This window comes from Jannaschia pohangensis, from assembly GCF_900113875.1.
Classification (GTDB): Bacteria; Pseudomonadota; Alphaproteobacteria; order Rhodobacterales; family Rhodobacteraceae; genus Jannaschia; species Jannaschia pohangensis.
Genome location: NZ_FORA01000002.1, coordinates 499,480 through 520,242 on the forward strand (window position 1 = coordinate 499,480; position 20,763 = coordinate 520,242).

Annotated in this window: 22 protein-coding genes; 15 read left to right on the top strand and 7 right to left on the bottom strand. The window is 67.8% G+C overall.

Going from position 1 to position 20,763, the window contains the following annotated elements; translation table 11 throughout:
• Positions 1-55: 55 nt before the first annotated feature.
• Positions 56-841, bottom strand: coding sequence for a phytanoyl-CoA dioxygenase family protein (locus tag BM002_RS09485; protein ID WP_425431839.1), 786 nt, complete (start codon positions 839-841; stop codon positions 56-58).
• Positions 842-970: 129 nt separating this feature from the next.
• Here BM002_RS09485 and BM002_RS09490 point away from each other — a divergent pair, with 129 nt between their 5' ends.
• The 5 genes from BM002_RS09490 to BM002_RS09510 all read left to right on the top strand — a co-directional run bounded on the left by BM002_RS09490 (position 971) and on the right by BM002_RS09510 (position 5,424).
• A complete protein-coding gene (locus tag BM002_RS09490) occupies positions 971-1,429 on the top strand; it encodes a (2Fe-2S)-binding protein (RefSeq protein WP_092779823.1) in 459 nt (152 codons plus the stop codon).
• Positions 1,429-3,663, top strand: a complete 2,235-nt coding sequence (locus tag BM002_RS09495) for a xanthine dehydrogenase family protein molybdopterin-binding subunit (RefSeq protein ID WP_092779825.1) — start codon at positions 1,429-1,431, stop codon at positions 3,661-3,663. Before BM002_RS09490 ends, BM002_RS09495 begins: the two co-directional genes overlap by 1 nt.
• The gene (locus BM002_RS09500; RefSeq protein WP_092779827.1) at positions 3,660-4,184 is read left to right on the top strand and encodes a hypothetical protein; all 525 of its coding nucleotides are present in this window, start codon (positions 3,660-3,662) and stop codon (positions 4,182-4,184) included. The genes BM002_RS09495 and BM002_RS09500 overlap by 4 nt, the downstream gene beginning before the upstream one ends.
• Positions 4,181-4,852, top strand: a complete 672-nt coding sequence (gene gph / locus BM002_RS09505; protein WP_175484855.1) for a phosphoglycolate phosphatase — start codon at positions 4,181-4,183, stop codon at positions 4,850-4,852. The genes BM002_RS09500 and gph overlap by 4 nt, the downstream gene beginning before the upstream one ends.
• A gap of 68 nt (positions 4,853-4,920) precedes the next feature.
• Positions 4,921-5,424: an NUDIX hydrolase gene (locus tag BM002_RS09510; RefSeq protein ID WP_245749190.1), complete on the top strand. Its 504-nt coding sequence runs from the start codon at positions 4,921-4,923 to the stop codon at positions 5,422-5,424.
• A gap of 49 nt (positions 5,425-5,473) precedes the next feature.
• On the opposite strand, the gene BM002_RS19295 is transcribed toward BM002_RS09510, so the two are convergent.
• The 3 genes from BM002_RS19295 to BM002_RS09520 all read right to left on the bottom strand — a co-directional run bounded on the left by BM002_RS19295 (position 5,474) and on the right by BM002_RS09520 (position 7,555).
• On the bottom strand, positions 5,474-5,611 hold the full coding sequence (locus BM002_RS19295; RefSeq protein WP_175484856.1) for a hypothetical protein: 138 nt from the start codon (positions 5,609-5,611) through the stop codon (positions 5,474-5,476).
• An 89-nt stretch (positions 5,612-5,700) separates the two neighbouring features.
• A complete protein-coding gene (locus BM002_RS09515) occupies positions 5,701-6,507 on the bottom strand; it encodes a protein-disulfide reductase DsbD domain-containing protein (protein WP_092779833.1) in 807 nt (268 codons plus the stop codon).
• Positions 6,508-6,565: 58 nt separating this feature from the next.
• Entirely contained in the window at positions 6,566-7,555 is a 990-nt protein-coding gene (locus tag BM002_RS09520) for an L-threonylcarbamoyladenylate synthase (RefSeq protein ID WP_092779835.1), read from the bottom strand.
• A 75-nt stretch (positions 7,556-7,630) separates the two neighbouring features.
• On the opposite strand from BM002_RS09520, the gene BM002_RS09525 reads away from it, so the two are divergent.
• From BM002_RS09525 to BM002_RS09545, 5 genes are read left to right on the top strand one after another with little or no spacing between them, the layout of a single operon-like run.
• On the top strand, positions 7,631-9,301 hold the full coding sequence (locus BM002_RS09525; RefSeq protein ID WP_092779837.1) for an acyl-CoA dehydrogenase family protein: 1,671 nt from the start codon (positions 7,631-7,633) through the stop codon (positions 9,299-9,301).
• Between the two features lie 10 nt (positions 9,302-9,311).
• Positions 9,312-10,364, top strand: coding sequence for an MBL fold metallo-hydrolase (locus BM002_RS09530; RefSeq protein WP_092779839.1), 1,053 nt, complete (start codon positions 9,312-9,314; stop codon positions 10,362-10,364).
• A 47-nt stretch (positions 10,365-10,411) separates the two neighbouring features.
• The gene (locus BM002_RS09535) at positions 10,412-10,888 is read left to right on the top strand and encodes a hypothetical protein (protein ID WP_092779841.1); all 477 of its coding nucleotides are present in this window, start codon (positions 10,412-10,414) and stop codon (positions 10,886-10,888) included.
• Between the two features lie 58 nt (positions 10,889-10,946).
• Positions 10,947-11,084, top strand: a complete 138-nt coding sequence (locus tag BM002_RS09540; RefSeq protein ID WP_092779843.1) for an aa3-type cytochrome c oxidase subunit IV — start codon at positions 10,947-10,949, stop codon at positions 11,082-11,084.
• Positions 11,085-11,090: 6 nt separating this feature from the next.
• Entirely contained in the window at positions 11,091-11,714 is a 624-nt protein-coding gene (locus BM002_RS09545) for a hypothetical protein (protein WP_092779845.1), read from the top strand.
• Positions 11,715-12,180: 466 nt separating this feature from the next.
• On the opposite strand, the gene rpsU is transcribed toward BM002_RS09545, so the two are convergent.
• On the bottom strand, positions 12,181-12,387 hold the full coding sequence (gene rpsU, locus BM002_RS09550; RefSeq protein ID WP_092779846.1) for a 30S ribosomal protein S21: 207 nt from the start codon (positions 12,385-12,387) through the stop codon (positions 12,181-12,183).
• Positions 12,388-12,509: 122 nt separating this feature from the next.
• On the opposite strand from rpsU, the gene BM002_RS09555 reads away from it, so the two are divergent.
• Complete coding sequence (locus tag BM002_RS09555) at positions 12,510-13,205, top strand: COQ9 family protein (RefSeq protein ID WP_092779848.1); 696 nt, start codon at positions 12,510-12,512, stop codon at positions 13,203-13,205.
• Here BM002_RS09555 and BM002_RS09560 read toward each other — a convergent pair.
• Complete coding sequence (locus tag BM002_RS09560) at positions 13,202-13,531, bottom strand: hypothetical protein (protein ID WP_092779850.1); 330 nt, start codon at positions 13,529-13,531, stop codon at positions 13,202-13,204. The genes BM002_RS09555 and BM002_RS09560 overlap by 4 nt on opposite strands.
• A 98-nt stretch (positions 13,532-13,629) precedes the next feature.
• Here BM002_RS09560 and BM002_RS09565 point away from each other — a divergent pair, with 98 nt between their 5' ends.
• From BM002_RS09565 to BM002_RS09580, 3 genes are all read left to right on the top strand, one after another.
• The gene (locus tag BM002_RS09565) at positions 13,630-14,616 is read left to right on the top strand and encodes an NAD(P)H-quinone oxidoreductase (protein ID WP_092780568.1); all 987 of its coding nucleotides are present in this window, start codon (positions 13,630-13,632) and stop codon (positions 14,614-14,616) included.
• 101 nt (positions 14,617-14,717) lie between these two features.
• Positions 14,718-15,776 carry a phosphatase PAP2 family protein gene (locus BM002_RS09575; protein ID WP_175484857.1) on the top strand — a complete coding sequence of 353 codons (1,059 nt, stop codon included), beginning with the start codon at positions 14,718-14,720 and terminating at the stop codon, positions 15,774-15,776.
• On the top strand, positions 15,769-17,583 hold the full coding sequence (locus BM002_RS09580; protein ID WP_092779856.1) for a S8/S53 family peptidase: 1,815 nt from the start codon (positions 15,769-15,771) through the stop codon (positions 17,581-17,583). Before BM002_RS09575 ends, BM002_RS09580 begins: the two co-directional genes overlap by 8 nt.
• Here the strand turns inward: BM002_RS09580 and BM002_RS09585 are convergent.
• Complete coding sequence (locus tag BM002_RS09585) at positions 17,544-19,172, bottom strand: AfsR/SARP family transcriptional regulator (protein WP_139212326.1); 1,629 nt, start codon at positions 19,170-19,172, stop codon at positions 17,544-17,546. The two genes, BM002_RS09580 and BM002_RS09585, sit on opposite strands and share 40 nt — an antisense overlap.
• A gap of 140 nt (positions 19,173-19,312) precedes the next feature.
• Between BM002_RS09585 and BM002_RS09590 the strand changes: the two genes are divergently transcribed.
• Positions 19,313-20,668 carry a peroxidase family protein gene (locus BM002_RS09590; protein ID WP_092779860.1) on the top strand — a complete coding sequence of 452 codons (1,356 nt, stop codon included), beginning with the start codon at positions 19,313-19,315 and terminating at the stop codon, positions 20,666-20,668.
• Positions 20,669-20,763: the final 95 nt, after the last annotated feature.

Sequence of the window (20,763 nt, forward strand, 5' to 3'; positions counted from 1 at the left end):
AACGCACATTTACGCTTTCCTTTTGACGCGATCAAGGAAAACTGCGGCGCCGGGATCAGGGCCAGACCTGCGGGAACCAATCATCGCGCAACCGGTCGCCGGGGTGCATCCCGTGGCCGGGAAACGGCGGTGACGTGGGGCCGGGGCGCGATGTGAACCGCGCATCATCGCCGAGGTATCGCAGCGAAAACGCACGGCGACGGGCCTGCGCCGTATTGCCGCGCGCGCCGTGCAACGTGTCGAACGAAAAGGCCACGGCATCGCCCGGCTCCATCGCCCATTCCAGGACCGTCATCCCCTCGGCGTCCGGGTCGGGCACCGGGCGGTAGTCGCCGGGAAAGAAGGCATCCTCCGACAGCCAGCGCGTCGGCAGGACCGGGCGGTCCCAGAGGTGCGACCCCGCCACGAGGCGCAGCGTCGCCTCTCTGACCGGATCGAGGGGGACCCAGAAGCTGACGGTCTGACGGCCCGCGACGAAGTAATAGGGGGCATCCTGATGCCAGGGCGTCGCCCGGCTGGTCCCCGGCTCCTTGACCAGCACGTGATCGTGGAACAGCTGCACGCCCTTGGACTGCATCAATCGGGCGGCCGTCCCGGCGATCTTCGGGTCGCGAGCCGCCGCCTCGAACGCGGGGATCCGCTGCCAGTTGACGTAATCGTCAAAGAAGCGCCCCGCCTCGCCCGCCCTGGTGTTCTCGGCGGCATGGGGCCCGGGCTCGGCCATGTTGCGGGCCACCCCGTCGCGCAATGCCTCCACATGGTCGGCAAAGAGGCCGCGGATCACCACGGCCCCGTCGCGGGCGAAGTCTTCGGTCGGAATGTGTTCCATGTCCTGAACCATGCCGCAGCACACAGTATCCGTCCACCGCTTCCGGAACAGCGCCGTGCCGCGACGAAAAGTGAACCAGACGGTTTGCCCCGGCGCGCCACAGGTCTATCGTCAGCAACGAACCAGCAGCAGGATGCAACGATGCGGATCACAGTCGACGGAACCCCCCATGAGCTGGATATCGAAGCGGACATGCCGCTTTTGTGGCTGCTGCGCGACGAATTGGGGATTCACGGGCCGAAATACGGCTGTGGCATCGCGCAATGCGGGGCCTGCACCGTGCATCTGGACGGTCTGGCCGTCCGGTCCTGCCAGATCACGGCGGGCGAAGCCGACGGCGCCGAGATCACCACGATCGAGGGACTTGGCACGCCCGAGGCCCTCCACCCCGTCCAGCAGGCCTGGATCGAGGAACAGGTGGCGCAATGCGGCTACTGCCAGTCGGGCCAGATCATGCAGGCGGCGAGCCTTCTGGTGCTGAACCCGAACCCCACCGACGACGAGATCGACGCGGCCATGTCGGGGAACCTTTGCCGCTGTGCGAGTTACCCGCGCATCCGCGCCGCGATCCGCCGCGCCATCCAGGCGGAGGGCGCGTGATGGGCCGCCTCAAGACAATCGCCCGCCGCACATTCCTGATCGGCTCTGCCGCTGTTGCGGGGGGCGTGGCCTTCGGCATCTATGCCTACCGCAAGCCGGTCGAAAACCCGCTGCTGGCCGATCTGCCCCCGGGCGCCGCGACGCTGAACCCCTATGTCCTGATCGACGCGGAGGGGGTGACGCTGATCACGCCGCGCGCCGATGTGGGCCAGGGGGCGGTGTCGATCCAGACCTATCTTCTGGCCGAGGAGCTGGACGTGGACCCCGCGACCATCCGCACCGATTTCGGCCCCGCCTCGGGGGCCTATTACAACGGCAAGGTCGCCGCCGAGGGGATGCCGCTGGCCGCCTGGGACGACGGCCTGGTCGCCCGCACGGGGCGCGGAGCCGGGGACGTGATCGCCAAGTTCCTGGGCCTGCACCTGACGGGCGGGTCGACCACCGTCCCCGACAGCTATGACAAGCTGCGCGCGGCGGGGGCCTCGGCCCGCGAGACCCTGAAGGAAGCGGCGGCGCAGCGCCTTGGCGTGGACCGCACTGCGCTTCGCACCGAAGACGGCGCGGTTATCGCGCCCGATGGCACGCGGATCACCTATGCCGACCTCGCGACCGAGGCCGCGACCCTCGATCCGGTCGAGGCCGCGCTGCGCGACCCCGCCGACTGGCGTTGGCTGGGCAAGCCGATGCGACGCACCGATATCGTGGCGAAATCCACGGGGACATTCCGCTATGGCGGCGACCTCGTGTTCGACGGGATGCTGCATGCGACCGTGGTCACCAACCCGGTCATGGGCGCGGGCCTCACCTCCATGGACACGGGCGCAGCGCTGGCGATGCGCGGCGTGGCCGCCGTTCTGCCGGTGACCGACGGGTTTGCGGTTCTGGCCGACAACACCTGGCGCGCGATGAAGGCCGCCCGCGCCGTCGTTCCGGTCTGGGGCACGGCCACGACGCATGCGGCCACCACCGACGAGATGTGGCAGGCCCATGCCGACGCCATGACCGAGGCCAACCGCGACAGCCGCTTTGCCGACGATGGCGATGTGGATGCCGCGCCCGGAACGCCGCTGGCCGCAGACTACCGCGCGCCCTTCCTGCATCACGCGCCGCTGGAGCCGGCCAACGCCACGGTGACCTATACCGCCGAGCGCACCGACATCTGGACGGCGACCCAGATCCCGACCTTCATCCGCGATGCGGTCGCGGGCATCACCGGGCAGGATGCGGATCAGGTGCATCTTCACAACCTGGCGTCGGGGGGCAGTTTCGGGCACCGGCTGGAGGACATCTGGGTCCGCCAGACGGCCGAGATCGCGATGCAGCGCCCCGGCACGCCGATCCGCATGACCTGGTCGCGCGAACAGGACATGGCCCACGGCTTCCTGCGGCCCATGGCGCTGGCCCGGGGGCGCGGCACGGTCGACGCCGGTCAGGTCCGCAGCTTCGATCTGTCGATTGCGGCCCATTCCGTGGGCGAGAGCCAGCTTGGCCGTCAGGGCCTGCCCGCCGCCGGACCCGACGTCGCCATCGTCGCCGCAGCCTGGGATGCGCCCTATGCGCTGCCCGACCGGCGGGTGACCGGCTACCGCGTGCCCGCCGGGGTGGGGGTCAGTTCGTGGCGCTCGGTCGGGGCGTCGCACAACGGCTTTTTCCACGAAAGCCTGATGGACGAGTTGATCCATGCCGCCGGGGCCGACCCGGTCGAGGAACGCCTGCGCCTGATCCACCACGCGCCCACGCGACAAGTGCTCGAGACGGTGGCAGATATGGCGTCATGGGATGGGCCCCTGGGCGACGGGCGCGGGCGCGGTGTGGCCGTCACCTTCGCTTTCGGTGTGCCCTGCGCCCAGGTCATCGAAGTCTCGCAGACCGACGCAGGCCTGCGCCTTGACCGGCTGTGGCTGGCGGCCGAAGTGGGCCGCGTCCTCGATCCCGTCAATATCGAGAGCCAGCTTTCGGGCGGTGCCCTCTTCGGTCTGGGCCATGCCATAGGGGCGGAAATCACCTTTGCCGACCACCGACCCGAGCAGTCGAATTTTCACGACTACGACAGCTTGCGTCTCTGGCAGGTGCCGCAGGTGGAGGTGCGGGCCCTTGGCACCACGGGCGAGATTCGCGGCGCGGGCGAGCCGGGGTTGCCCGCAGCGGCCCCCGCGCTGGCCAATGCCATCTTCGCGGCCACTGGCACCCGGTTGCGCGAGATGCCCTTCGCCAAGACGATGGTCTTCGCATGATCCGCGCCGCAGCCCTTCTGCTGGCGCTGGCCGGCCCCGCCGCAGCCCAGGATTTCGCCCCCGTCTATGACGTGCTCAGCCACCCGCGCTGTGCGAATTGCCATGTGGACGAAGCGGGCATCCCGCTTTGGTCGAACGACGACGGCACGACCCGGCCCCACGGCATGAATGTGCAGGCGGGCGAAAGCCGGATGGGGATCGAGACGCTGCCCTGCGCCACCTGCCACGGGACGCAGAACAATCCGCTGCCCGGCGGCGCACCCGGAGCGCCCGACTGGGCCCTGCCGCCCGCGGAGATGGTCTGGGCCGCGCGCTCCGCCCGCGAGATCTGCGAACAGCTGAAGGATCCGGAGCGCAACGGCGGCCGCACCCTGGAGGAGGTGGCCGATCACGTGGTGCACGATCCGCTGGTCCTTTGGGGCTGGACCCCCGGACCGGGTCGCGACCCGGCGCCCGGCACACCGGAAGAGACCGCCGCCGCGATCCTGGCCTGGGCCGAGGCGGGGTCGACCTGCCCTTGACCCGACCATCGCCCGCGCCCTTCGACGCCGTGGTCTTCGATCTGGACGGCACGCTCATCGACAGTGCGCCGGGGATGCGCGCTGCCGCCTGCGCCATGCTGGCCGATCTGGACCTGCCGCAGCCCGACCTCGCCACCGTGATCGGCTTCGTCGGGAACGGCGCGCCCAAACTGGTGGAGCGGTGCCTGCTGTGGGCCGGGGCCGTGCCCGAGGCGCATCCGGGGGCCTTGGAAGACTTCCTCGACCACTACACGCGCGATCCGCTGTCGGGGACCACGGTCTATGACGGGGCGCGTGACCTGTTGGCGGCTTTGGCGGCGCGGGGCACGCGCCTTGGGCTTTGCACCAACAAGCCGGAGGTGCCGACCCGCGCGATCCTGGATGCCTTCGACCTTGGCCCCTTCGCCAGCGTGGTCGGCGGAGATACCCTGCCGAAGCGCAAACCCGACCCCGCGCCGCTGCTGCGAGTGATCTCCGATCTGGGCGTCACGGCGGTGGCGACGCTCTATGTCGGGGACAGCATCACCGACTGGCTGACTGCCCGCGCCGCCGGAGTTCGATATGTCCATGTCGACGGCGGCTATCAAACCGGGCCGATCCCCGACTTCGAACCCTGGCTGCATGTGGCCAACCTGCGGGAGGCTTTGGAGTTTCTTTACCGACCCTGAATAGCTTTGTTTGCCAGCGAATCAGTTGTGTGGCATTGTCTCGCAGGCGAGCAAGTCAAAGATAAAAGATGTCGGCACCGATCCAATGGTGCCACGAAGGTAGCGAGATGCCAGAGGCAAAACAGCAAATTGCCGCCCTGCCCCTTCGGTGGGGCGCGGATGACAAGGTCGAGGTCCTGATGGTGACGTCCCGCGACACCGGTCGCTGGATCGTTCCGAAGGGGTGGACGATGAAGGGGGTGAAGCCCTGGGCCGCCGCCGCCATCGAAGCCATGGAGGAAGCGGGCGTCAAAGGTCACATCGCCCGCGAAGTCTTTGGAACCTACACCTACCGCAAGAAGCTGGACGACGGGCAATCGCTGCCCTGCGTCGTGCGCGTCTATCCGATGATCGTCGAGAAAGAGAAATCCGACTGGAAGGAACGCAAGGAACGGACCCGCAAGTGGTTTTCCCTGCGCAAGGCCGCCAAGCTGGTCAATGAGCCGGGCCTGTCGGAGATGCTGACGGAGTTGAGCGTCAAGCCGAAGAAAGCGCCTGTGGCCGGGCCGATGCTGCGACGCGCGGAGTCCTGAACCTCAGACTTCCGTGTCTGATTTGGGGTGAACGGCAGAGCCGGTTCGATCAGCGGGGACGACGGGGATCGTTGCGCACCGGGATCGGGATCGCGTCAGGCTGCGGCGCCAAAGAGCCGAGCAGGTCCGACAGTTTATCCGTCGCCTTGTCCCAGAGCTTTTCCAGAGTGCCGCGCTTGCCAGCCATTCAACCTCTCCTCATCTGATCTACAAGGTGGCGCGAACAGGCCTTGGCTTCAAGCCCAACAGTGCAAGATCGCGACAATTTGCCGAACTTCATCCCGTACAGCCCTCGATTTCGACGGCGCCACCAGTGCCGATCACGGTGATGCGGACCTGCGAGCGGTCCAGCGCAAAGCCCCCGCCCCCCGCGGCGATCAACTCGGATGTCGCGCGAAGTTCGCTGCCACGGCGGCTGACAACCGCATCGGTGACCCAGACCGAGGCATTCGGAACCTCGAACACCACGGCCTCGTTGCGACCTTGGGACGGCAGATCGATCTGGCTGGTCATGGCAAAACCGTTGTCGATGGGGCGCAGGTTGCAGCGCGCAGTGGCGTTCACGCGGCGCGGCCTGTCGGCGAGTGCTGCCTCGATGGTGAGATCGGGCGCGCCAGCCGCAGGCAGGTCGGCGCTTATCTCTACCTGGGCCGGAAGGCAGATATCGGCGCAGACGCCGATGCTCAGCTGACCGCGCAGTCCAATCGGGCCCGACCCCTGGGCCGGGATCAACAGGGGCAGGATGAAATCCCGATCGTAGCCGATCGACAACGCACCTTCGGTGCCGAACACCTTGGGCGTGGGCCATGCGGGCGTCACGGAGCGCAGGTTGCGCGACCCGCGCCAATCCATCTGCGGCGCGATGCCGACCGACCCGGCACTGCGCCAATAGGTCTTCCATCCCGGTTGCAGACGGACCCTGAGGGCGGCGACATGCACGCCGTCCGCGCGCCGCCAACCCGGCATCACCTCGAACTGGATCACCTCGGAGACCGAGGTCCATTGCGCCCGGACCGGCTGGGGGAAAGCGAAGCAGATGGCGGCGATGGCCAGAAAGGCCCATGCGGGAAAGCGGATTTTCATGCCCGACTGCTATCGCGCCCGAAGCGCCGGGGGAAATCACACCTGCGGCAGAGAGACGTTATTTCGCGGGCCGTGGCGCTGCGGCCCGGCGCAGGCGGTCGTTGATGGCACGACCCAGACCAACCTCGGGGATGGGGGCCACATCGATTCGCTGCTTGCCCGCCGTCCGGGCCAGCGCATCGGCGCGGTGCAGGACATCGAACAATCGCGCCGCCGCCGTCACCGGATCGCCATCTTCCGACAGGCTGACGTCGCCCGCAATTGCGCCGAACCCGATCATAAACGCGTCCGGGTCGGGGGTTGCAACGTTCAGGCGCACCGGCAGGTCGGGCGCGTAATGCGACGACAGTTGCCCGGGGGCCTGCACCTTGCCGGGGGTGGTATCGCGGGCCAAAGCGCCGGTGATCCGCTCGATCGCCTCGGTGGCAAGACCGCCTTCGCGCAGCAACGTCGGGGGATCGCTGCGCAGGATCGTCGATTCGAGGCCTACGCCACAGGGGCCGCCATCCAGCACGGCGTCCACACGGTCGCCCAGACCGGCGATTACGTGCGCGGCCCGCGTCGGCGACACGCGGCCCGATGGATTGGCCGAAGGTGCCGCGACCGGACGACCGACCGCCTGCAACAGGCGCTGCGCCAGCGGGGCGGCGGGCACGCGGATCGCCACGGTGTCCAGACCCGCCGTCACCAAGGGCGACAGGCCATGCCCGTCGCGCAGCGGCAGGACCAGCGTCAGGGGGCCGGGCCAGAACGCCTGGGCCAGGGCCTCGGCCATCGGATCGAACCGCGCCAGCACGCAGGCGGCGGCGACATCGGTCACATGGACGATCAGCGGGTTGAACGACGGGCGCCCCTTGGCGGCGAAGATGCGGGCCACGGCCACACCGTCCGTCGCATCGGCGCCGAGGCCATAGACCGTCTCGGTCGGGAAGGCGACAAGTCCGCCACGCCGCAGGATATCGGCCGCCGCATCGACATCGTCGGCGGAAAGGGCTTCGGACTGGCTCCCGGACGACGGGTTGTGACGTTGTGTTTCAGTTGATGCCATGGGGGGGCTGGCCCTAGGTTCGCGTTAAGCTCTTCGTCGCTATATTGCAGCTGTACCCCGAATGGGAGGTTTCCGATGCCCTACCGCGCCCCAGTTTCCGAAATCCGGTTCGTGCTCGATCACGTGGTCGGCTTTGATCGCGTCGCCGCAACCGAAGCTTTCGCCGAAGCCACACCCGAAACGGTCGAGGCCATCCTGACCGAGGCCGGCCGCATGTGCGAAGAGGTGCTGGCCCCGATCAACCGGGCGGGCGACCTGCATCCCGCGCATCTGGAAAACGGCGTGGTCCGCACCTCGCCCGGATATGCCGAAGGCTTTGCCGCGATTGCCGAAGGAGGCTGGATCGGCATGTCCGCCGACCCCGAACACGGCGGCATGGGCCTGCCCATCACGCTGACCATGGCCGTGAACGAGATGATCGGATCGGCCTGCCTCGCGCTGCAACTCAATCCCCTGATGACCCAGGGCCAGATCGAGGCGCTGGAGGCCCATGCCTCCGACGAGATGAAGGCGCTCTATATCCCCAAGCTGATTTCCGGCGAATGGTGCGGCACCATGAACCTGACCGAACCGCAGGCCGGGTCGGACGTGGGCGCGCTGCGCACCAAGGCGGAACCGAAGGGGGACGGCACCTATGCGGTGACAGGCCAGAAGATCTACATCTCCTGGGGCGATAACGATTTTTCCGAGAATATCTGCCACCTGGTTCTGGCGCGGCTGCCCGATGCCGGGCCGGGCACCAAGGGGATCAGCCTGTTCATGGTGCCCAAGCGCCTGCCCGATGCCGAGGGCAATGCAGGCGTCGCCAACAGCCTGAAGGTCGTATCGCTGGAGCATAAACTGGGCCTGCACGGCTCGCCCACGGCGGTGATGCAATACGACGGCGCGACCGGCTGGCTGGTCGGTGAGCCGCATCGGGGCATGGCCGCCATGTTCACCATGATGAACAACGCCCGCCTCGGTGTCGGCATCCAGGGTCTGGGCGTGGCCGAGGCGGCGATGCAGCACGCCGTGGGCTATGCCCTCGATCGCAAGCAGGGCAAGACCCCGATGGGCGAGGGCACGATCCTCGACCACGCCGATGTGCGCCGCATGGTCCTGTCGATGAAGGCCGAGACTTTTGCCGCGCGGGCCATCGCGATGGATTGCGCCGTCTCGATCGACATGGCGAAGGCGACGGGTGACGCTGGCTGGACGGCGCGCGGCGCGTTCCTGACCCCGATCGCCAAGGCCTATGGCACCGACATCGGGATCAAGGTCGCGGGCGACGGCATTCAGGTGCACGGCGGCATGGGCTTCGTGGAGGAGACGGGCGCCGCCCAATACCTGCGCGACGTGCGGGTCACGGCGATCTACGAGGGCACCAACGGCATTCAGGCGATGGATCTTGTCGGGCGCAAGCTGATGGACGGCGGAGCCGCCGCCTTCGCCCTTCTGGACGAGGTGGCGGCCCTGGGCGACGCCGAGCTGTCCGCCGCCGCCGGTGACCTTCGCGCGCTGACCGAATGGCTACTGACGCAGGACATGCAGGACCGTTTCGCCGGCGCCACGTCCTATCTGGCGGCCTTCGCACGCGTTCTGGGCACCCACGCCCATCTCAAGGGCGCCGCCGCCGATCCGGCCCGCGCGCCGCTCGCCCGCTTCGCCAAGAGCCAGATGCTGCCCGAGGCGCTGGCCGAAATGGCCAAGGCCCGTGCGGGCGCCGAGGGTCTCTATGCCGTGGCGACCGAGGTGATTGCCGCGTAGGGCGGCAGTCATGAAGGACCTCGACATCCCCGACGGCTATGCCGGCCTCGATTTCCCATGGGCGGACGCCCCGGCCGAGGGAGACGTGGTCGAGGTCGCCGACGACATCCTGTGGGCGCGCCTGCCGCTGCCGATGGCGCTGGACCATGTGAACATCTACTTCCTGCGCGAAGACGATGGTTGGGCGATGGTCGATACCGGGTTCGACACGAAGCGCACCCGCGCCATCCTCGACATCCTGCGCGCCGGTCCCTTGGGCGGCCTGCCGATCCGCCGTCTGTTTGTCACCCATCACCACCCGGACCATGTCGGCCTTGCGGGCTGGCTCCAGGGGCAGGGGGCCGAACTTCTGATGACGCGGACGGCCTGGCTCATGGCGCGGATGCTGACGCTGGATGAACAGCCGCGGCCCACGCCCGAGACGCTGGCCTTCTGTCGTCGGTGGGGCATGGACGCGGAGGTTCTGGCCAAGCGCGCCAACGAGCGGCCCTTCAACTTCGCCGATATCGTGGCCCCGATGCCGACCGGCTATACCCGCGTGACCGAGGGCGAGGAGATCGAACTTGGCGGTCGGCGCTGGCACGTCGCGCGCGGGGATGGCCATGCGCCGGAACACGCCGTCCTGTTCGAGGTGGGGGGCAATCTGGTCCTGGGGGGCGATCAATTGCTGCCCGGGATTTCGCCCAACCTCGGGCTTTACCCGACCGAAGCCAATGGCGACCCCGTGGGCGACTGGCTGGCGGCCTGCGCGCGTCTGACCCCGCTGGCGCGCCCGGACCAACTGGTGCTGCCCGGACACAAGACGCCCTATCGCGGATTGCCGACGCGGCTTGCGTCCTTGCGTCAGAACCACGTGGCCGCGCTGAACCGCCTGCACGACCATCTGGCCACGCCGCGCACCGGGGGCGAGTGTTTTGCCCCGCTCTTCAAGCGCGATGTCGGCGGCGATCTCTATGGCCTCGCGTTTTTCGAGGCGATTGCCCACCTGCAACATCTGTATCGGACCGGGCGCGCGGTGCGCGAAACCCGCGACGACGGCGTCTGGGTTTTTCGCGCGACCTGAGGTGGCGCGGTGTTGCACGACCCGCGCCCTGCCGCCAAGGTGCGCCCATGATGGAGAACCACACCACCGCCGACGCCATGGAGGCCGCCGCCCTGCCCCGCTGCGCCGAGTTGCGCGCCGACGGGTTGGACCATGCCGTCCCCGTCCCCGAGGCCATCGCGAAAAAGCAGAAACAGCTCAGCCCCGCCGAATGGGCCTATCAACGCGTCATCCTCTACCTCAAGGCCTTCGAGGAGAGCCTTGACGCCGAGCACGAGGCCGCCATGGGCTTTACCGGCGTGGCGGGCGGGCTGATGCGGATCGAAGGGATCGGATTTCACGCGCCGGACATCGTGACGTTTTCCGGCACGGACGAGAACGGGCTGCGCACCCAGTCCATCCAGCACGTCAGCCAGTTGAATGTCGTCCTCCGGGCCATTCCGCGCGCACCGGATCAACCGGAACCGCAGCGGATCGGGTTCCGGCTGGCCCGGGCGCTTGAGGAATCCGAAAATGCCGATGATGTCGCGGCCCCAGACACGTGACATGCTCCCCGCCATGAGCTAGACGACCGCCCAAAGCGATTACACCAGGAGACGAGACATGGCCGAAGAGCACAAGCATGGCAGCATGGACACCAGCGCGCAGGAAAAGACCTTTGCGGGCTTCATGAGCGTCACCAAGTGGACGGTGATCGCCATCCTCGCGATCCTCGTTTTCCTCGCCATCTTCCGGACCTGATCCAACATGATCCGTGCCGTCGTTTTCACGCTCCTGCTGTCTGTGCTCGGGGCCTGCGGAGCAGACTCTGTCTACGCGCCAATCGAAGAAGTGAACCGCCGCGCCTATCAGGCACCCGGTCCGACGACACTGACCCTGATGACGGCGATCAACAACCGGTCGGGGGCAGGCGGGCATTCGGCCCTGATGGTGTCGGGCAGCCAGCGGGTCATCTTTGACCCCGCGGGCACCTGGTGGCATCCGACCGCGCCGGAGCGCGGCGACGTGATCTATGGCATCACGCCACAGATCCTCGATTTCTACATCGATTACCACGCGCGCCCGACCTACCATATGGTCATGCAGGAGATCGACGTCTCTCCCGCGGTGGCGGAACGGGTGATCCAGTTGATGCAGGCACACGGACCCGCCAACAAGGCGACCTGCGGCCAGTCGGTGACCGGCATCCTGCAGGAGGCGGGGTTCACCTCGATCCGCCGCGCCTGGTATCCCGACCGCATCATGAAGAATTTTGCCCAGCTGCCCGGCGTCCGCGAGCGCAAGATCTTTGACGACACGGTCGACGAACACTCGCCCGAGCGCCCCGGCGTGCGCGCCGTCACCGATGACGGGATCGTCTTCGGCAACTGAGAAGGCCGGTCCCGTCAGGAAGGAGCTGTTCGCCTACGGCATCGTCGACTCATCTCCGCAATGGCGAAACGCGTCGGGTTCGACACGAGCCAGTCGATCGCTTGGAAACAAGGCAACCCGGGCAAGAAGGCCGCGACCAGACTCGCGCGCATTCGGATTGCCTTGCCACCTTGACCAAGGCGTCCCGTAGCGGATGGCGCGCCGATCTCGACGGGTCGCGCTTCCGGGCCATTCTCGTTCTGGCCGAATACGTCGTCTCACCCGAGTACTGATGCGCGGCAATGAAGCCTTGCCGGAGGCGACCCGTCAATTGCTGGCGACCATCACGCTCCACTCCCGGGTTTCCATCTACGTCGCGCGGATCGCCGAGGCTTGGCCCAACCCAAACACATGGTCCCAAACGAAAACCCCCGGCCGCATCTCTGCGACCGGGGGCTGATTCCTTGGCAAACGCTGCCGGGGTGACTTACATCATCCCTTCGCGCTGAGCCTTCTTGCGAGCGAGCTTGCGAGCACGGCGGACGGCCTCGGCCTTCTGGCGTGCTTTCTTCTCGGAGGGCTTCTCGAAATGCTGCTTGAGCTTCATTTCACGGAAGACGCCTTCTCGTTGCAACTTCTTCTTCAGAGCCCGGAGGGCCTGTTCGACGTTGTTGTCACGAACGCTAACCTGCATGTGGTTTTCACCACCTTTCTAAGTTTGTGTGGGGTCCGATAAATCGGTGCAGGAAGTGGCGCTATACCCAAGCGCCCCTATATTGTCCAGTATCCCGATCCCCTGACCCCGGAGGCCCAGACATGCCCGACCTCAAAGATCGCCTGATCGACGCCGCCCTGCCCCATGTCGCCTTCGACGGCTGGTCCGAGGCCGCGTTCCGCGCCGCCGTCACCGACGCCCAGGTCACACCCGCACAGGCGCGCGCCGCCTTCCCGCGCGGGGCGGTGGACATGGCACTGGCCTTTCACCGTCGGGGCGACGACGCCATGATGGAAAAGGTCCGGACGACCGACATGTCCGAGTTCCGGTATCGCGACAAGGTCGCCCATGCCGTGCGCCTGCGCCTCGAGGTGGCGGGCGAACACCGGGAGGCGGTGCGCCGTGGCATGACGCTGTTCGCGCTGCCGATGCACGCCGCCGACGGCCTGCGCGCCCTCTGGGGCACCGCCGATGCCATCTGGGACGCTTTGGGCGACCGCAGCCGGGACGTGAACTGGTACACCAAACGCGCGACGCTGTCCGGGGTCTATTCCTCGACCGTGCTGTTCTGGCTTGGCGACCAATCCGACGGGTCGCGCGACACCTGGGATTTCCTCGACCGGCGGATCGACAACGTCATGCAGATCGAGAAGGCCAAGGCTTCGGCCCGCAAATCGCCCCTGTTCCAGAAGCTGATGACCGGGCCGAACATGCTGCTCGACCGTATCAAGGCACCGGCCAAGCCCCCGCGCGGCGACCTGCCGGGGTTGTGGCGCACGCCGTCGTCCGACGCCTAACGGGCCAGCGTCCACAGCGTGACGGCATGGACGGCCACCACTCCGAGGTTGGCCATGACCACCGGATGCCCGATCCCCAGAAGCGGCACGGTCAGCAGTTTGTAGACCACCTGCACCACGAGAAGTCCGGGGATAAGCGCGGCCCCGCCACCCCAGACCATAAGCACGGCGCTGAGCCCCGCAATGGCCAGGTAGACCGCCACGAGGATGCGGCGCGCCGCCGCGTCGGGCCCGAACGCGTCGGCCATGCCCGGGCTGTTCGACAGCAGGCCGACCAACACGGGGACCAGCACGACGATATTCACGATCAGGGATATCTTTTCCATGATCGGCTTACGTTCCGGACCGGGAAACGGATCTCACTGCCTTGGAATCCCTGCGCGGCCTGATACCCATGGGCCATGCGACTTGCCGGAGCCTGCCCATGCCCCTTCCCGATACCATGCGCGCCATCGAAATCCGCGAACCCGGTGGCCCCGACGTTCTGGTCGAGACACGGCGCCCGGTCCCGACGCCCGGTCCGGGCCAGATCCTGATCGCGGTCGACCATGCCGGGGTGAACCGCCCCGACGCGCTGCAACGCGCGGGCGCCTATGATCCGCCCAAGGGGGCCAGCGACCTGCCCGGACTGGAGTGTTCCGGCACGGTCGTCGCGACCGGTCCGGGGGTCAGCCGTTGGCATGCGGGCGACAAGGTTTGCGCGCTGCTGCCCGGGGGCGGCTATGCCGAATATGCCACCTGCCCGGCGGATCACGCGCTGCGCATCCCCAAGGGCCTGTCGATGGTCGAGGCGGCAGCCCTGCCCGAGACCTATTTCACCGTCTGGACCAATGTCTTCGATCGCGGCGGCCTGCGCGCGGGCGAGAGGTTTCTGGTCCACGGCGGCAGCAGCGGCATCGGCACGACGGCGATTCAGCTTGCCCGCGCGCGCGGGGCCCGCGTCTTCGCGACGGCGGGGTCCGAGGCGAAGGTCAAGGCCTGCGTCGATCTCGGGGCCGAAGGGATCAATTATCGCGACGCCGACTTTGTCGAGGTCCTGCGCGCGGCGGGCGGCGCCAACCTGATCCTCGACATGGTGGGGGGCGACTACCTCCCCCGCAATGTCCGCGCACTAACCGACGACGGACGGCTGGTCCAGATCGCCTTCCTTCAGGGGCCCAAGGTCGAATTGAATTTCGCCCAGGTGATGATGCGTCGCCTGACGATCACCGGATCGACCCTGCGGCCCCGAACCGACCTCGCCAAGGCCCGGATCGCCCAATCCCTGCGCGACGAGGTTTGGCCCCTGCTCGATGCGGGGACCGTCGCTCCGGTCATGGATCAGACGTTCGACCTTCGGGACGCCGCCCAGGCCCACGCCCGGATGGAAGCCGGGGATCACATCGGAAAGATCACGCTTCGGGTGCGCTGACGACGACCTGCGTGATTTCTGCGTGAAGGGGTGCTGGCCCGCCGGGGGAACCCGTCCCCCAGTGCTAGCCTCGGGTCGCAAGGACCCTGGGGGAAGACGTCATGCCATTCGCGAACAACTCGAACAATTCCAATAACTCGAACAACTCCAATAATTCCAACAACTCCAACAACTCCAACAACTCGAACAACTCCAATAATTCCAACAACTCGAACAACTCGAACAACTCCAACAACTCCGGCGGAGAGCTCGGCCATGCCGGTCAGGGAACGTCGACGCAGCTCAGTATCGCGCTGGACAACACCGCCGTCTCCCTGTCGCTGCCACTCGATCCCGTTTCCCTGGCCGACGTCCCCCGCATTTCTGCCGAGACGAAACTTCGCCGCCTGAACGGACGCCACCTTCGCGCCCTTCTGGTGAGCGAGCTTTCCGCCGGTCTCGACATGGTCGAACGTGACGGGGCTGCCGTTCTGACCGAAGACGGCACGGACCGCGTCAGCCTCGTCTCGCCCTTCGCCAATGGGACCGACCCGGCGGTGCAGCTGCGACAGGTGCATGATGCCAAGTGGATTCGCGGGGACCGGATGGCCGAGATTCTGGAACAGCAAACCGATCAGCTCAGCTTTCTGGCCCTGGCCTATCCCATCGGCACCGGCACCCATCCCTGGTTGATGACCCTGCTGGATGCGGTCCATGGCGCGATCCAGGGGCTGGAGATCAAGGCCAAGTTCATCCTGTCGGTGCCCCGGCCCGCGGATCTGTCGCCGGTCATCAACCCGATCATCCAGACGCCCGCCCATTCCGCCACCCCGAGCGGCCACGCCACCGAGTCCTTCGGCCTGGCCATGGCGATGGAGAGCCTCATCTTCGGCGGCCCCAATCAGGAGCTGCGCGCCATTGCCGCCCGCATCGCCGACAACCGCGTGATCGCCGGGGTCCATTATCCCGCCGATGGCGTCGAAGGGCGCAAACTGGCCGAGGCGCTGGCCCCCATCTTCGCGGCGCGAATGGGCCTGTCGCATCCTGCGTCGGGCAGCGTCGGCTCGCTCGCCGATGACCGCCGTCTGGCCCGGACCCAGACGCCCCCGACGGGCACCGGCCCTTTGCACACCGCCGTGCGTCTGGCGCTTGCGGAAATCGGTCAGGCCGCCGATGCCTGAGTTCACCGCCGCCGATGTCGGCTCGGATCTGCCCGACAATTTCCTGCCCCTTGCCTTGTCGATCCTTGGCCGGGCGGCAACCCATGACGCCCTGCCCCTGATTGTCGAGGACGGCGCAGGCGGCCTTTCCGTGCACAGCATCGCGGGCCCCGACCTGCTGCCCGGCGGCGGTTTTGCCGACCGTCTTGCGAACTTGCGCGGGTCCGATGCCGATGGCAGCCTGCGCCGCGTGTTCCTTGGCCCGACCCTCAGAGAACGCTGCAACCTCGCACTGCCGGCCCTCCGCCCCGGAAAACCGGCGAAACACGGCAAGCATGACGCCTGCATCGGCGTGATCGACACCGGCATCGCCTTCTGGAACCCGGCGTTCCGCGACCGCGGTGCCAAGGGGTTCTCGGGCTTTGGCGCATTATCCTTTGCGGGCACGGACGGCGCGTCGCCTCTCCAGACCCTGTCACTCGAGGACTTGTCGCGCATGACCCGGCGCGGTGACCGCCCCGGCGGCGATCTGCGCAACCGCGCGGAACTGGGGCACCTCTTTGCCGACTGTGTCCACGCCCCCTATCGGGGCGGCCCACCCTTGCTCGTGCCGTCGGACTTTGCCCACGGCACCGCCATGGCCGCCCTTGCCGGCCGCGCGGCCGGCCCCGATGCCCCGCTCTTCGGGTTGGAACTTCCGGCCGCCGTCGTGGCCGATGCCAGCGGCGAGACCCTCAAGGGCCTTCTCGACCTCGCCGTGCGCAGCATGGTGGCGATGATCGCAGGCAGCGGCCCCGAATACACCGACCGCCCCATCGTGATCCTTCTGTCCTTCGCCTTTCTCGGGGGGCCACACGACGGCGCGCGCCCGATCCACAAGGCACTTGAACAGACCCTTGCAAGCTTTGCCGCCCAGGGCCTCGACGTGCGGATCGTGGTGCCCATGGGCAACCACCTGAACGACCGCGCCCATGCCAGGATCGCGCCGGATGCGCCCGACCCCGCCCTGACATGGCGGTTGATGCCCGACGACCATTCCCCCAATTCGGTGGAGCTTGTGCATCGCGACGCCTTTCCGACCCTGACGCTGACCACCCCGGGCGGCCTCCGCGTCACCCGTCCCGACGATGACGGGGCCGAACTGCACCTGCTGACCACCGATGGGCAGGTCATCGGGGCCAGCTGGACGCGCGATCTGGGGAACGGATGGTATGGCACGCGGATCAGCCTTGCGCCCACCACCCCGGCCGAGGGGTTCGCGGCCACCGCCGATGCCGGACCCTGGAAGATCGAGCTGGCCTCCCGCGATGAGGTTCAGGCCTGGATTCTCCGCGACGACACCGTGGTCGGCACCCGGCGCATCCCGCCCCGGCGTCAATCCGTCTTCGAAGACCCGGCCTACCGCGCCGAGGATGCGCCCGGCCATCCCGGCACCGACGACTCCGGTCATCCTGACAGCAAGATCCGCCGTCTGGGAACCGCATCGATTCTGGCCACCGGACGGTCCGAACGCCTCATCGCCGTGGGCAGCCATTGGTCCCCGCGCTGGCCCGCCGACCCCGATGACCGCAGTCGGCCCAGTCCCTATTCGGGCCGCCACCTCCCCGACGATCCCGAGCGTGGCCCGGCGATCGAGATCGTGGATTCGCCGCGCCCCTTCGAAGGCCAACTGGTCGTCGCAAACGGCACGCGGCGGCTCTTCCGGGTGTCGGGCACATCCGTAGCCGCCGCTCTGCATGCCGGTCGCCTGGCGCGCAAGTCGCCGGTCCGTAACGGCAAGGACACCGATCAGGCGGCGGTCGGAGGCAAGGCCAGGTCGCGCAAATAGCCGGTGCGATGAAGGGTCTGCGCCGGATAGTCCGGCCGACCCAGATCGCTCAGCTTGAACCCCGGCTCACGCAGGACCAGTTCGGCGGCGTATCGCTCCGACGTCGCCTGCTGGCCCGCGATCCGGTTCAGGGCCGTCAGATAGCGCAGGGCGGGGCGATAGTGCCGGTTGCCCGCATGGGCCGCCCGGGCCGCCGCCTCGGCCCCGGGCAGATCTTCGACACCCAGGGACGTCAGGCACAGCTGCATGTCCCAGCAATAGGCATGGGGCAGGCCTTCCGCCGTCTGGCGCGCCCGGATCGCAAGGTGATGGGCCTCGGCAAAGGCCCCCTCGAACAGCCGCGCCTGCGACAGCGCATGAAGACCGTAGGGGTTCTGATCGCAGGCCTTCACGCTCGCCTCGGCCAGATGGCGACCCCGGTCGATGTCCTGGCTCAGCTTGATCTCCACTTGCGCGGCAAGCGCCAAGGCCAGCGGATTGTCGGGGATCAGCACAAGCGCCTCGTCGGCGATGTCGCGCGTCTCCACGATCAGCCCCGTGGCCGTCTCGCCGAATTCCAGCGCGCGGGTAAGCCGGGCGAAGGCCTGCCAAGCCAGGGCGACACCCGCCCCCTCGCCCCCGGCCAGCTGTGACAGTTCTGTCTCGGCCAGGTCCAGATCCTCGCGCCGCGCCGTGAACAGCCGCCGGGCCGCCCGCTGCAACGTGATATAGGCCGAGCGATGCGCCAGACGGTAGCTTTCGAACCGGCTCGCGATCCCGGCAAGGGCGGCACTGACAAAGGCGGCCACGTCGCTGCCCTGATAGATCACCCGGAAATCCATAGGCAGCTCCAGCCGCCCGGACCACAGGAACATCCGCGACCGATCCGCAAAGGCCCGCAGATGGACGTGCCAATGACCACCCGCGACGACAGTCGACAGTTCGATCCGCAGGAACGCTCCGGCGGCGGCGATCCGCGGACTTGGGGGGTCGCGGCCGATATGAACCTCGACGTTGCCCTCGGCCATCAGCCGCGTGGACAGCGTGTCAGTCAGGAAGGACGTCAGGAACACCTCTTCGGAGTCAGACGATTCCGTCAGCGGCACGATGGACACCAGGGTCGCATCCGAGCCGCCGGTGTTGTGGATCGCAGGGACACCGGGGGCAACTCGCGTGGGTGCCGGTCGCGGTGCATCCGCCTGGCGCAGATCGCGCAACCAGTCGTCGAATTCCGGATCAGGCACATCCAGCCCCTCCAGAAGCACCAGATCATCACCGACGCTCTCCGGAGACTCGACCGCAAAGGTCCGCGTGAGCCACACGTCATAGCGGTCACTGGCAAGCCCATCGGCCAAGGGCCCAAGTGTCTTGCGCAGATCACAGAGCGCGCGGCGAAGGCTGGTGGCCGCCTGTTCGGGCGCACGATCCGACCAGAGCTTGTCCTTCAGCCACACCCGAGACCGGCGATGATCGGGCGACAGGGCCAGAAGGGCCAGAAGACCCCGTTCCTTGCGGCGGCGCGGCGTCAGGTCCGTGCCGTCCGTCTGCGTGACGGAAAAGCGGCCCCGCACCATGATCCGGGCCAGCGCGCCAGAATCGGGTCTTTTCAAGATCATGACTGCCCCCACCGTCGTTGACGTCAAGGTAACAGAGACATGCCAAGGGACCAAACACAACCGTCGGGCGGCTCACGCTGGAATCACGCTCGTCGCGCAAGGGTGACGTGGGGTGATTCGATTTCGAGGGTTCGATGCTTTTCTTCACTGGCCACGGCGTGCCGGGCCAACGGTTCGGCAAGGTTGATCCGAATGATGGGGTCGCGGCCACCGGCCTGGCGTCGGACGCAGGGCGCCGCCTGATCGCCACGGCCTGCGGATTTGCCAGCGAACACAGCGCGCCGGATCCCATGGAGGCGAACTTCGGGCCCCTCGATTTCGCCTTTCCGGACGCGCCTGTCGCGGCGCGGTCGCCGGACAAGACGGCAGCACCCGCCCCGCGCAGCGATCAGACCGGCTTCGGGCGCTTCGTCGCCAATGACATCCTCGCCATGACCGGCAGGTGCGCCAATGTGCCGCTGTTCGACGGTACCGACGCCGACCCCCTGCCCCGCGCCGAGGTGGTCCGACTGGTGGCGAACCTGCGGACAGGCGCGCTCGACCTCGACAGTGTCTACGGCGGGGCCGCGCTCACCGGGTCCTTCGGTCAAGAGATGATCGACAAGCTGCGCTGTCCCCGCGACCGGGCAAAGCTGGCCATGGGCTGCGATGCGGGCCGTCTCGACCTTCTGCGTCTGTCCCATCTGGTGGACCCCGCTCGGCCCCGCATCGACGCGGCCAAGCTGACGACGCTTCCCGCCGATCTGCGGGCGATGTTCCTGCGCGACGACGGCAGCCTGCAACACGACCGCGCCATCATCGCCGATGCCCGCAACGCCAATGACCCGGATCTGGCCCGCCTCCACCTCGCCTTTGCGCGGCTGCACAACCGCATCGTCGATCACGCGGACCCGTCCGAGACCGACCGCGAGGCGCTGTTCGACCAGACCCGCGACCGCGTCCGCTGGACCTACCAATGGCTGGTCGCGAACGCCTATCTGCCCGCGGTCTGCGACCCGGCCATCCTTGCGCGGGTGCAGGCCGGGGACACCGCGTTCTTCGGGGCGTTCCACGCGCGCGCCTCGCTGGGTGACGCCCGCCGAATGCCTCTGCCCCTTGAATTCACGCTGGCCGCGTTTCGCGACGGCCTGCCCGCATACGCGCCGAAGATCGCCCGCAGGTTCAACCTGCCCTCCGCCCAGGGCTGCCTCGACAGCCTGGCGCAATCCGGCACCACCCTCCCACGGCTCGACCCGGGCCAGATCCCCGAAGCAGCACCCCTGTCCACCTATATCGCCCATGAGGCCGCGATCCTGGGCCAGGGCACACGGCTCGGCCCCCTTGGCTCCTACCTCGTGGCCGAGGTCCTTCTGGGCCTGGTCGCGCGCGGCTTCGACACCTACGCCAACCGCCCCCACAGCGAACCCTGGCACCCGCGCGACATCGGGTTGCCGTCCGAGATGCCGGTGGACAGCCTGCCCGCGCTGATGCGCGTGGCGGGTCTGACCTGACTCGGCAGGGTCGTCGCCCTCTCCTCCCCCTCTCTCTCCCCGAGGGGGCGGCGACCCGAAATTCCCGACCGCACCCGACCGCCGCGCTTTGGCGT

Bases quoted from the DNA above. Each gene is read 5' to 3' on its own strand.
- BM002_RS09530 (WP_092779839.1), top strand. From the start codon at position 9,312: ATGAAGGACCTCGACATCCCCGACGGCTATGCCGGCCTCGATTTCCCA.
- BM002_RS09545 (WP_092779845.1), top strand. From the start codon at position 11,091: ATGATCCGTGCCGTCGTTTTCACGCTCCTGCTGTCTGTGCTCGGGGCC.
- BM002_RS09565 (WP_092780568.1), top strand. From the start codon at position 13,630: ATGCCCCTTCCCGATACCATGCGCGCCATCGAAATCCGCGAACCCGGT.
- BM002_RS09540 (WP_092779843.1), top strand. From the start codon at position 10,947: ATGGCCGAAGAGCACAAGCATGGCAGCATGGACACCAGCGCGCAGGAA.
- BM002_RS09500 (WP_092779827.1), top strand. From the start codon at position 3,660: ATGATCCGCGCCGCAGCCCTTCTGCTGGCGCTGGCCGGCCCCGCCGCA.
- BM002_RS09485 (WP_425431839.1), bottom strand. From the start codon at position 841: ATGGTTCAGGACATGGAACACATTCCGACCGAAGACTTCGCCCGCGAC.
- BM002_RS09525 (WP_092779837.1), top strand. From the start codon at position 7,631: ATGCCCTACCGCGCCCCAGTTTCCGAAATCCGGTTCGTGCTCGATCAC.
- BM002_RS09495 (WP_092779825.1), top strand. From the start codon at position 1,429: ATGGGCCGCCTCAAGACAATCGCCCGCCGCACATTCCTGATCGGCTCT.
- BM002_RS09490 (WP_092779823.1), top strand. From the start codon at position 971: ATGCGGATCACAGTCGACGGAACCCCCCATGAGCTGGATATCGAAGCG.
- BM002_RS09560 (WP_092779850.1), bottom strand. From the start codon at position 13,531: ATGGAAAAGATATCCCTGATCGTGAATATCGTCGTGCTGGTCCCCGTG.
- BM002_RS09575 (WP_175484857.1), top strand. From the start codon at position 14,718: ATGCCATTCGCGAACAACTCGAACAATTCCAATAACTCGAACAACTCC.
- BM002_RS09535 (WP_092779841.1), top strand. From the start codon at position 10,412: ATGATGGAGAACCACACCACCGCCGACGCCATGGAGGCCGCCGCCCTG.
- BM002_RS09580 (WP_092779856.1), top strand. From the start codon at position 15,769: ATGCCTGAGTTCACCGCCGCCGATGTCGGCTCGGATCTGCCCGACAAT.
- BM002_RS19295 (WP_175484856.1), bottom strand. From the start codon at position 5,611: ATGGCTGGCAAGCGCGGCACTCTGGAAAAGCTCTGGGACAAGGCGACG.
- BM002_RS09555 (WP_092779848.1), top strand. From the start codon at position 12,510: ATGCCCGACCTCAAAGATCGCCTGATCGACGCCGCCCTGCCCCATGTC.
- BM002_RS09590 (WP_092779860.1), top strand. From the start codon at position 19,313: ATGCTTTTCTTCACTGGCCACGGCGTGCCGGGCCAACGGTTCGGCAAG.
- BM002_RS09515 (WP_092779833.1), bottom strand. From the start codon at position 6,507: ATGAAAATCCGCTTTCCCGCATGGGCCTTTCTGGCCATCGCCGCCATC.
- BM002_RS09510 (WP_245749190.1), top strand. From the start codon at position 4,921: ATGTCGGCACCGATCCAATGGTGCCACGAAGGTAGCGAGATGCCAGAG.
- BM002_RS09520 (WP_092779835.1), bottom strand. From the start codon at position 7,555: ATGGCATCAACTGAAACACAACGTCACAACCCGTCGTCCGGGAGCCAG.
- rpsU (WP_092779846.1), bottom strand. From the start codon at position 12,387: ATGCAGGTTAGCGTTCGTGACAACAACGTCGAACAGGCCCTCCGGGCT.